Genomic DNA, 11043 nt, shown 5'->3' with positions numbered 1-11043 from the left:
GAAAAGGGATGTATGGATGAAAAAGTAGTTCATGAAAGGATTCCAGTAAGGAGTCCTAATTACAATGCTTTTATTGAGTCATATCACAGATATCTTCAAGAAGAGTGCCTTAATAATGAGATGTATTGGAGCTTAAAAGAGTTAGAAATTGATTTAAATGATTATGTTTATAGATATAACTATGAAAGGATACATTCCTCTATAGGATATGTATCCCCACATGAATATTATAAAAATAAAATTTCAGCTTAGCTTGAAATTTTGAGAAAACTTTAGAATGAGTAACTTTAGTCCAGATAGCGGGGAGCAATCCGAAGTCAAAGAGTTTATAACTGAGTATACTATAATTCTCAACTCTCAACTCTCAACTTTATACATAGAGGGAGGCATTTAAATGAATAAGTTAATAATTAAAAATGTAGAAATAGTTGACTTTAGCAATACGCTAAATGGTGACGTTTATATAGAAGATGGGATAATAAAAGAAATAGGAATAGAGATAAATAAAGATTGTGAAGTTATAGATGGGATGGGGAAAACCTTAATGCCAGGGTTTATAGATTTGCATGCTCACTTTAGAGAGCCAGGTTTTGAATATAAGGAAGATATAAAAAGTGGAAGTGGTGCAGCTGCAAAAGGTGGGTATACATCAGTAGTTCTTATGGCAAACACAAAACCTGCTATAAGTAATAAAAAAGATTATGACTATGTTATACAAAGAGGAAAAGAAATAGGCATAACTAATATTCATCAGTGTGTAACTGTTACTAAGGACATGAAAGGTAGTAGTACAGAACATTTAGATAGTATGTTAAATATAGAAGGACTAAAGTTTATATCAGAGGATGGAAAAGGAGTAATGGATTCAAAAATAATGATTGAAGCCATGAATAAAGCAAAGAAAAAGAATATAGTTGTAATATCACATGCAGAAAGTCATGACTTGTCTAGTGTTGATATGAGACTTGCAGAGAATACCATGACTTGGAGAGATATAACACTAGCACAGCATACCGGGACTAGATTACATATGGCCCATGTAAGCACCAAGGAAGCTATGAATCATATAATAGATGGCAAGAAAAATGGTGTTAATTTAACATGTGAAGTAACTCCTCATCATATAGCTTTAAATAGCAAAACAAAATATAGAGTTAATCCTCCTTTAAGAGAAGAAGAAGATAGATTAGCACTTATAGAAGGAATAAAGAGTGGGTATGTTGATTGTATAGGAACAGATCATGCTCCACATAGTGAAGAGGATAAAATAGGCGGAGCACCAGGTATGATAGGATTAGAGTTTTCATTTACAATATGCAATACAAAATTAGTAGAAGATAAGCATATAACAATAAATCAACTTTCATATCTTATGTCAAAAGGACCAGCAAAAATTATGGATGACAATTCAAGAGGATCTATAGCAATAGGTAAAATAGCAGATTTGGTACTGATTGATAGAAATAGAAAAATTAAATTGAATAAGGAATCTATAGTGTCAAAGTCAAAAAATTCTCCTTTAATAGGCTTTGAAGGATTTGGACAAGTTGCAATGACTATGAAAAATGGAAAAATAGTTTATAAAGAAGGAGAGTTTTAAGATGAGTATAATAGATGAATTATATAAAAAAGTTGAAGAAAGAGGAGTTGTGTGTGTAGGATTAGACACCAGTTTAGAATATATTCCTCAATGGTTTAAAGATAAGCACAAAAATAATATGACTGAAATGTTATTTAATTTTAATAAGGAAATTATAGATGCAACCTATGATGTAGTATCATGCTTTAAGGTTCAAATAGCATATTATGAAGCGCTAGGAATGGATGGATTAAGAGCATACAGTAAAACAGTAAAGTATTTAAGAGAAAAACATTTGATATCAATAGGTGATATTAAAAGAGGAGATATAGCTGATACAGCGAAGCAATATGCAAAAGCTCACTTTAGTGGAGATTTTGAAGTAGATTTTATAACATTGAGTCCATATATGGGTTTAGATAGCATAGAGCCATATATGGATTATTTAGAAAAAGGAGAAAAAGGAGCCTTTGCACTTGTAAGAACATCCAATAAAGGTGCTGAGGATATACAATATATAGATGCAAAGAGCAATGAAAAGATATTTGATATAGTTGGTAAAAAAATAAATGAAATGGGAAAAAGGGCAGTAGGTGAATGTGGGTATAGTAATCTTGGAGCAGTAATAGGTTGTACTCATGTAGATGAGGCACAAATAGTAAGAAAAAATATGAATAGTAGCTTCTTCTTAATACCAGGATATGGTGCTCAGGGAGGAAAAGCTGAGGATGTGGCTTTATATCTTAATAATGGAAATGGTGGAGTTGTTAATTCATCAAGAAAAATACTACTAGCCTACAAAGAAAAAAATAGAGAAAAAGAGTTTGCCCTATGTGCTAGAGAAGAAGCCATTAAGATGAGAGATGAAATAAAAAAAGCGTGCAATTTATAATAGGAGGGCAATATTATGAACTATATAAGTGGAAAGATTTTAAGTAATGATGAATTAATTTCAGATATATATAAGATGATAGTAGAAGTTCCTATAGAGAATGCTAATAAAATAAAAGCTGGTCAATTTTATATGCTAAGGGGAGAATATATAGAACCTCTTTTACCAAGGCCTATAAGCTTATGTGAAGTAAAAGAAAATAAGCTAACATTTATATATGCAAAAGTAGGTAAAGGGACAAAAGAACTTTCAAGAATGAAACAGAATGACTCTATTATGGTGTGGGGACCTCTTGGAAACGGATTTAACATAAGTGAGGCTAAAGGAAGAATTGGAATAATAGCAGGTGGAATTGGAATAGCTCCTATGTTGCAGTTAGCTAAGGATTTAAGGGAAAAAAATAGTAATGATTTAGAAATAGATTTACATGTGGGATTTAGAGAAGATTACTATCTAGTAAATGAAATAAAAGAATATATAGATAATGTGTATATATCTACAGATACAGGTAAACATGGACATAAAGGTTTTGTAACAGATAACTTTAAAATTAATAATTATGATTTGGTTTATTGTTGTGGACCAGAGGTTATGATGAACAAGGTCATAAGCATGGCAAAAGAGAGTAAGGTTAAAACATATGTTTCCACAGAAAAACACATGGCTTGTGGAGTTGGAGCATGCCTTGTATGCACTTGTAAAACAAAGGATGGAAATAAAAGAAGTTGTAAAGATGGACCTGTGTTTTTAGCAGAAGACTTATTTACAGAGTAGGAGGGCATATGAAAGTTAATATAAATGGAATTGAATTTAAAAATCCTGTTATAGCTGCATCTGGAACCTTTGGATTTGGAGAAGAATTTAATGATTTTTATGATGTAGGAAAACTAGGTGGAATAAGTTCTAAAGGATTAACGCTACAGCCAAGACAAGGAAATGATGGGGTAAGGGTACATGAAACATCATCAGGAATGATAAATAGTGTTGGATTGCAGAATCCTGGTATAGATCACTTTATAAAAAATGAGCTTAAAAAAATGAAGAGTTATGGGAATGTTGTTATAGCTAACATAGGAGGCTCATCAATAAGTGATTATGTAGAGTCTGTTGAAAAAATAAGTGATACAGATGTAGATATAATAGAACTTAATATTTCTTGTCCCAACGTAAAAAGTGGGGGAATGGCTTTTGGAATAAAAAGCGATGTTGCCTATGATGTGGTATCACAAGTGAAAAAAGTTTGTAAAAAACCATTAATGGTAAAGCTTTCTCCTAATGCTGAGGACATAGTGAAAATGGCAGAAAGCTGTGTAAGAGCAGGGGCAGATAGTATATCACTTATAAATACATTAAAAGCTATGGCTATAGATATAAAAAAAGGAAAACCAGTGTTTAATAATATATTCGCAGGACTATCAGGTCCAGCAATAAAGCCTGTAGCATTAAGGATGGTTTATGAAGTAAGTAAGGCAGTTGATGTACCAGTTATAGGATTAGGTGGTATTACAACATGGGAAGATGCTATAGAATTTATAATGGCAGGAGCATCAGCTGTACAAGTAGGTACAGCTAATTTTGTGAATCCAACTTGTGGTTTAGATGTAGTAGACGGCATTGAGAAATACATGAAAGATAACAATATAAAAGATATAAGAGAAATTAAAGGAATAGCTCAAATTTAAGAATAAAACACTAAAAAGATACATATTAAATAGTATGTATAAAAAGGGGTAGGAGCATATGCAACAATACAAAAAAGAATTTATCGAATTTATGGTGAAATGCAATGTACTCACATTTGGAGATTTTGTTACAAAAAGCGGGAGAAAAACTCCTTTCTTTATAAATACAGGCAATTATAAAACAGGAAATCAATTAAATAAATTAGGGGAATTTTATGCAAAAGCCATAAAAGAAAATTATAAAGAAAATTTTCAAGTTTTATTTGGTCCAGCATATAAAGGAATTCCTCTAACAGTAGCAACCTCCATGATTTTGAATAGTTTATATGGTATGGATGTATCCTATTGTTCTAATAGAAAAGAGGTTAAAGATCATGGAGATAAGGGTATATTATTAGGTAGCAATTTAAAAGATAATGATAATGTGCTTATAATAGAAGATGTTACCACAGCAGGTACATCAGTATATGAAACTATGCCTATACTAAAGTCACAAGGAAATGTAAATGTAATTGGACTTATAATATCAGTAGATAGAATGGAAAAAGGTAAATCAGAGGAAACTGCATTGGTGGAATTACAAAATAAATTTGGATTTAAAGCATGCTCTATAGTTACAATGAAAGAAGTTATAGAGTATTTATATAATAAAGAGATTGATGGAAAAATACTAATAGATGACGTTATGAAGAATAGAATAGAGGATTATTACAAAATTTACGGAGTAAAATAAGCATAAGCTCTCTTAGTTTAATAACTAAGAGAGCTTATAACATTTTAATATATAGGAGTTTATAAAATTTTTTTAAAGCTGAAAGGTTGATGATTTAGTCTTCTATTTTTAATTAAATACACAGTATTATACATATCAAATTGTGTCGAATTTTATTTTAAATACTTCTTGCATTTTAATTATAAAAATGATATATTAATCTTAAACAAAGGGTAAATAAAAATAAACAGTTTCGTTAAACCTTTTAATTTACGGGTATTAGCTGTTTGAAACAGCATTACAACTGTTGCATTTATGCAGAGTTACAGATGAAATTTAAATTTGAATACAGTATAATTTTATAATTATATTTAAAGTTATGAAAAATTAAGTTGACTACTACAATTGTATATAATTTAGTAGGTATTTTAAGGAGGAGTATTTATATGTTCAAGCAATGGGAAGGATTCAGAGGCGAAAATTGGAAAGAATCTATTGACGTTAGAAGTTTCATACAAAAAAACTATGCTCTATATGAAGGAGATAAGAGTTTCTTAGCTCCAGTAACTGATAAGACTAAAAAAGTATGGGACAAGTCAAGCGAATTAATACTTGAAGAAATAGAAAAAGGTGTATTAGGAATCGCTACAGATAGAGTATCAGGAATAGATGCTTATGAAGCTGGATATATAGATAAAGATAATGAGGTTATAGTAGGACTTCAAACAGATGCTCCATTAAAGAGAATAGTTAACCCATGGGGTGGCTGGAGAATGGTTAAGACTTCAGTTGACGCTTATGGATATAAATTAGATAAAGAGTTAGAAAAGAATTTCCCAAAATATAGGAAAACTCATAATGAAGGAGTTTTTGATGCTTATACAAGTGAAATAAGAGCAGCAAGATCAGCAGGCTTATTAACAGGCCTTCCAGATGCTTATGGTAGAGGAAGAATAATAGGTGACTATAGAAGAATAGCTCTTTATGGTATAGATTTCTTAATAGAACAAAAAATGAAGGATTTAGAAGAACTTCAAGGAGACATGCTAGATGAACTAGTAAGAAAGAGAGAAGAAGTATCTGAACAAACAAGAGCATTAAAAGCAATGAAGAGCATGGCTGCAAAGTACGGATGTGATATATCAAAACCAGCCGCAAATGCTAAAGAAGCTTTCCAATTTGTTTATTTTGGATATTTAGCAGCTATTAAAGAAAATAATGGAGCAGCAATGTCATTAGGAAGAACTGCTACATTCCTTGATATATATGTAGAAAGAGATATAGAAAATGGAGTATTAACAGAGCAAGGAGCTCAAGAGTTAGTAGACCAATTTATAATAAAATTAAGATTAGCTAGACATTTAAGAACTCCAGAATATAATGAGTTATTTGCAGGAGATCCAAATTGGGTAACTGAATCTTTAGGTGGAGTTAGTTCAAATGGTAAGGCACTTGTAACTAAAAACACTTTTAGATATTTACACACATTAATAAACTTAGGATCAGCTCCTGAGCCAAATATGACAGTTCTTTGGTCAGAAAAATTACCAGAAAACTTCAAAAAATATTGTGCAGAAATATCTATATTAACTGACTCAATTCAATATGAAAATGATGACATAATGAGACCATTATATGGAGATGACTATGCTATAGCATGTTGTGTATCAGCAATGAAAATTGGTAAGCAAATGCAATTCTTCGGAGCAAGATGTAACATGGCTAAATCATTATTATATGCTATAAATGGTGGAGTTGATGAGAAGAAGGGCAAATTAGTTATTGAGGGAATATCTCCAATAAATGATGAAGTTCTTGATTATGAAACAGTTAAAGCAGCATACTTCAAAGTTCTAGAGAAGGTTGCTAAATTATATGTTGATACAATGAATATAATTCACTATATGCATGACAAATATGCATATGAGGCAGGACAAATGGCATTACATGACACACAAGTAGGTAGATTAATGGCATTTGGTATAGCAGGATTATCTGTTGCAGCTGACTCATTAAGTGCAATAAAATATGCAAAAGTTATGCCAGTAAGAGAAAATGGAATGGCTATAAATTTTAATGTAGAAGGAGATTTTCCTAAATACGGAAATGATGACGATAGAGTTGATGATATAGTTGTTGAATTAGTTAATAAATTCTCAACAGAGCTTAAGAAACATCCACTATACAGAAATGCAAAGCATACATTATCTGTATTAACAATAACTTCTAACGTTGTATATGGTAAGAAAACAGGAGCTACTCCTGATGGAAGAGATGCTGGTGTTGCGTTTGCTCCAGGAGCTAACCCAATGCATGGAAGAGATTTACAAGGTGCTTTAGCATCATTAAACTCAGTTGCAAAAGTTCCATATAGCCCATGTTGTGAAGATGGAGTATCTAATACTTTCTCTATAGTTCCGGAAGCTTTAGGAAAAGAAAAAGAAACTCAAATAGATAACTTAGTTAATGTATTAGATGGATACTTTGTACAAGGAGCTCATCACTTAAACGTTAATGTTCTTCAAAGAGAAACTTTAATGGATGCAATGGAGCATCCAGAAAAGTACCCAACATTAACAATAAGAGTTTCAGGTTATGCTGTTAACTTTAATAGATTAACAAAAGACCAACAAAGAGAAGTTATATCTAGAACATTCCATGAGAAGATGTAATTATTAAAATAAAGAGAGGAAGATATATATCTTCCTCTCTAAATATAAAAGAAAAGGAATGATAAATTTATGAAAGGCAGAATTCACTCTATAGAGAGTATGGGATTAGTTGATGGACCAGGAATAAGAACAGTAATATTTTTTCAAGGATGTCTTATAAGATGCGCTTATTGCCATAATCCAGATACATGGAAATGTATTGGAGGAACTGAGTATACCCCAAAAGAACTTCATGAAAAGATATTAAAGTTTAAACCTTACTTTTTTAAAAGTGATGGAGGAGTTACTTTCTCAGGAGGCGATCCATTACTTCAACCAGAATTCCTTATAGAGATATTAAAGCTCTGTAAAAATAGTGGAATACATACTGCAATAGATACAGCTGGTTATGGAAAAGGACAATATGAAGAGATACTAAAATATGTAGATTTAATATTGCTAGATTTAAAACATGTTAATAAAGAAGGATATTTAGAATTAACAGGTAAAGATGGTGAAGAAACAAAGAAGTTTTTAAAAGTTGCTCAAAATATGGGTATAAAACTTTGGATAAGACATGTTGTTGTACCAGGTATAACAGATTCAGAAGAACATATGGAGAAATTAGCAAATATAATTAGTCATATAGATAATGTGGAAAAAATAGAACTCCTTCCATACCACATTATGGGGATAAATAAATATAAAGGTTTAGATATTCAATATAGATTAGATAGAGTAGAAGCTATGGATAAAGATAAGTGTAAAGAGCTTGAAAAAAAGCTAAGAAAAAGAGTTGAAAAGTTAAAGAGCTAAAAATTTAAAAAATAAGTTTATATAAAAAGGTTGTCTAAGGAAAGAGTTTTTTGAAGTTGCTATAAAGTAACATCAGAAAACTCTTTTTTTAACTTTTAATCACTACAAGATAGTCATGGTAATAACATAGTAGTAGGGGGTGGAACAAATGATACCTAAGATGTGGGTGGAAACACCTATAGATGGAAGTGAAGTAGACAGTGATGAAATACAGATTATAGGATGGGCTCTAGACTCATCAGGTATAAAGAGAGTAAATATATATTTAAATGATAAATTTGTAGGATATGGTAACATCGGTATCGAGAGAACTGATTTATATAAAGCCTTCCCAGAATATAAAGATAGCATAAAGGGAGGTTTTTCATATAAATTCCATCCTTTGAACTTAAAAAATGGATGGAATCAATTAAAAATAGAGGCAGTTGGTAATAGTGGAAGTAGTCAAATTGTATATAGAAATATAAGAATAAGAAGATTTCCATTTGAGATATTGACTTCCAAAGAGCATAACAACACATTAGATTATTATACTAATATAGAGATGAAATCAAATACAAAACAAGTTATATATGATAGCAATATAAAAAATGGGTCTAAATGGAGAGTTGCAAATTTAGAGGAAATAAAATACTATATGAATCCAAGTAATTTTTTGAATGACCATATAAACAAACTAATGTTTATGAAACTTAGTTATTCTATAGATTTTGAAATAGAAACTTTAAATTTTATGTTACAAAATAGAGGGATTTTAAATGGTAAAGGTGAATATTTTCTAGAAGCTGGTAAAGAATTTAAAGTGAATCCTGTTTATTTAATATGCAAAGCTATATTAGAAACTGGAAATGGTGGATCAGATATAATAAATGGAAAGATTACTGTGAGTAAACTATATAAAAGAAAAAGTGCAATAGATAGTGAAAATAACGTAATTTATATAGAGGATTTTGAAAAAAATGTACCATCTAAAAAAGTATACAATGTGTATGGAATAGGGTCATATGATGACAATCCTAATTTATGGGGTGCAGACAGAGCCTATAGAGAAAGATGGTTTACAATAGAAGATGCAATAGTAGGTGGAGCTAAATGGATTGCTGATGGATATATAAATATCGGACAAGATACCTTATATAACATGAGATGGGACTTTAAGCATGATACAATGTGGCATCAGTATTCTACAGATGTAGCTTGGGCATCAAAGCAAACATCAAGACTATATAATATAATTCAAGGCAATAAAGGTATAAAGTTAGTGTATGAAATACCTTTGTTTAAATAGAAATAGTATGCCAAAGGAATTGAAGCAAATTTAATTCTTTTGGCTAAATATATTATTATGAAAAGGAGTAAATAATGAATAAATCTAATGTGTGTAAAATTTTAACATTAGCTGTAGTAATTATAATAGTTGCTTCAACATTGGCTTATGCAGTATACAATAGAAATCAAAGAATCTCATTAACTAATAGCAAAATAAGTCCTGAAAATATATCAAATAAGGAATCAGAAGAAAACATTAATGAAACCAATAAAAGTGAAAATGAAAAAGAAGATGTTGATGATGAAAAATATAAAAATGATAACAAAAATGAACATAAAGATATAGATGAGAGCAAATTAAATAATCAGGATAGAGATTGGTACTTTATGTCTAAAAAAGATGGGTCAACGCCTAATCCACCACGTGAAGCTGTTCCTTATATAAAAAAATTCAGCGGATACTATGTTGGTAGTAGTAATAAAAAACATATATATTTAACTTTTGATGAAGGATATGAAAATGGATATACTTGTAAAATATTGGATACTTTAAAAAGTAATAATGTAAAGGTAGCATTTTTTGTTACAGATAGTTACATTAAATCTAATAAAGATCTTATTAAAAGAATGGTAGATGAAGGTCATATAGTTGGAAATCATACTGTTAATCACAAATCAATGCCACAAATTGCGATAAAGGGATTTGATGCTTATGAAAAAGAGTTAGCTCAAGTAGAAAATACTTTTAAAGAAGTAACAAGCAAAGAAATGCCTAAATTTTTTAGACCACCAATGGGGAAATATAGTGAAAAGTCCTTATATTATGCTGAAAAACTAGGATATAAAAGTATATTTTGGAGCTTTGCATATAAAGATTATGATGAAAAAAAACAGCCAGGAGAGGATTATGCTAAAAAACATATAATAGATAGTACCCATAATGGAGCCATATATTTATTACATGCTATGTCAAAAACAAACTCAGATATACTAGATAATCTTATAAAAGAATGGAAAAATAAAGGATATGAATTTGAAAGTCTATCAAAACTATCTTATGATGGGAGTTGAGGATTGAGAGTGAAGGATAAATCTCCTATAGGCCCCCTAATTAGAATGGACAATGTTTACTCAAACAAAGTAAAATAGTTTTAAGATGATTAGGAGGTCTAAGGGATGGAGAAAAAAATATTTACAAGAAAGTTTTCAGAAGATCAAAGAGTTTCATTTGTTAAGGAAGTTTTAGAATCAGGAAGCAATATTTTAATTGCTAAAAGGTACGACTTAAATCCCCAATTATTAAGTAGATGGGTTAATAATTATCGTCGTTATTCTCAAACATTAGAGCCAAAAGAGCCTAAGAATAATGAAATAATACCTAATTATAAGAAAGAATATAAAAAAGCTATTGAAAAGATTAAAGACCAAGAACTTAAAATAGC

Annotated in this window: 11 protein-coding genes; all 11 read left to right on the top strand. The window is 30.3% G+C overall.

Annotated elements, in window-relative coordinates:
* Nucleotides 1-252: integrase core domain-containing protein (locus tag BM119_RS18735; protein WP_207647695.1), on the top strand; the 252-nt coding region annotated here is incomplete at its 5' end.
* Between the two features lie 142 nt (nucleotides 253-394).
* Nucleotides 395-1600 carry a dihydroorotase gene (locus tag BM119_RS18730; protein WP_090043236.1) on the top strand — a complete coding sequence of 402 codons (1206 nt, stop codon included), beginning with the start codon at nucleotides 395-397 and terminating at the stop codon, nucleotides 1598-1600.
* Nucleotide 1601: 1 nt separating this feature from the next.
* Nucleotides 1602-2471, top strand: a complete 870-nt coding sequence (gene pyrF / locus BM119_RS18725; protein ID WP_090043235.1) for an orotidine-5'-phosphate decarboxylase — start codon at nucleotides 1602-1604, stop codon at nucleotides 2469-2471.
* Between the two features lie 15 nt (nucleotides 2472-2486).
* Complete coding sequence (locus BM119_RS18720; RefSeq protein ID WP_090043234.1) at nucleotides 2487-3245, top strand: dihydroorotate dehydrogenase electron transfer subunit; 759 nt, start codon at nucleotides 2487-2489, stop codon at nucleotides 3243-3245.
* Between the two features lie 8 nt (nucleotides 3246-3253).
* The gene (locus BM119_RS18715) at nucleotides 3254-4153 is read left to right on the top strand and encodes a dihydroorotate dehydrogenase (protein ID WP_090043233.1); all 900 of its coding nucleotides are present in this window, start codon (nucleotides 3254-3256) and stop codon (nucleotides 4151-4153) included.
* A gap of 58 nt (nucleotides 4154-4211) precedes the next feature.
* Entirely contained in the window at nucleotides 4212-4886 is a 675-nt protein-coding gene (gene pyrE / locus BM119_RS18710; RefSeq protein WP_090043232.1) for an orotate phosphoribosyltransferase, read from the top strand.
* Nucleotides 4887-5311: 425 nt separating this feature from the next.
* Entirely contained in the window at nucleotides 5312-7537 is a 2226-nt protein-coding gene (pflB, locus tag BM119_RS18705) for a formate C-acetyltransferase (RefSeq protein WP_090043231.1), read from the top strand.
* Between the two features lie 69 nt (nucleotides 7538-7606).
* Nucleotides 7607-8332 (top strand): pyruvate formate-lyase-activating protein, encoded by a 726-nt coding sequence (pflA, locus tag BM119_RS18700; protein WP_090043230.1) that lies wholly within the window; start codon nucleotides 7607-7609, stop codon nucleotides 8330-8332.
* Nucleotides 8333-8480: 148 nt separating this feature from the next.
* Complete coding sequence (locus tag BM119_RS18695) at nucleotides 8481-9620, top strand: N-acetylglucosaminidase (RefSeq protein ID WP_090043229.1); 1140 nt, start codon at nucleotides 8481-8483, stop codon at nucleotides 9618-9620.
* A 74-nt stretch (nucleotides 9621-9694) separates the two neighbouring features.
* Nucleotides 9695-10672, top strand: coding sequence for a delta-lactam-biosynthetic de-N-acetylase (pdaA, locus tag BM119_RS18690; RefSeq protein ID WP_090043228.1), 978 nt, complete (start codon nucleotides 9695-9697; stop codon nucleotides 10670-10672).
* A 105-nt stretch (nucleotides 10673-10777) separates the two neighbouring features.
* The coding region (locus BM119_RS18685) for a transposase (RefSeq protein WP_090043227.1) at nucleotides 10778-11043 on the top strand (266 nt) is incomplete at its 3' end.

This window comes from Clostridium frigidicarnis, from assembly GCF_900111985.1.
In the GTDB taxonomy this organism is placed as follows: Bacteria; Bacillota; Clostridia; order Clostridiales; family Clostridiaceae; genus Clostridium_Z; species Clostridium_Z frigidicarnis.
This window is presented reverse-complemented; position numbering and strand designations above follow the sequence as displayed.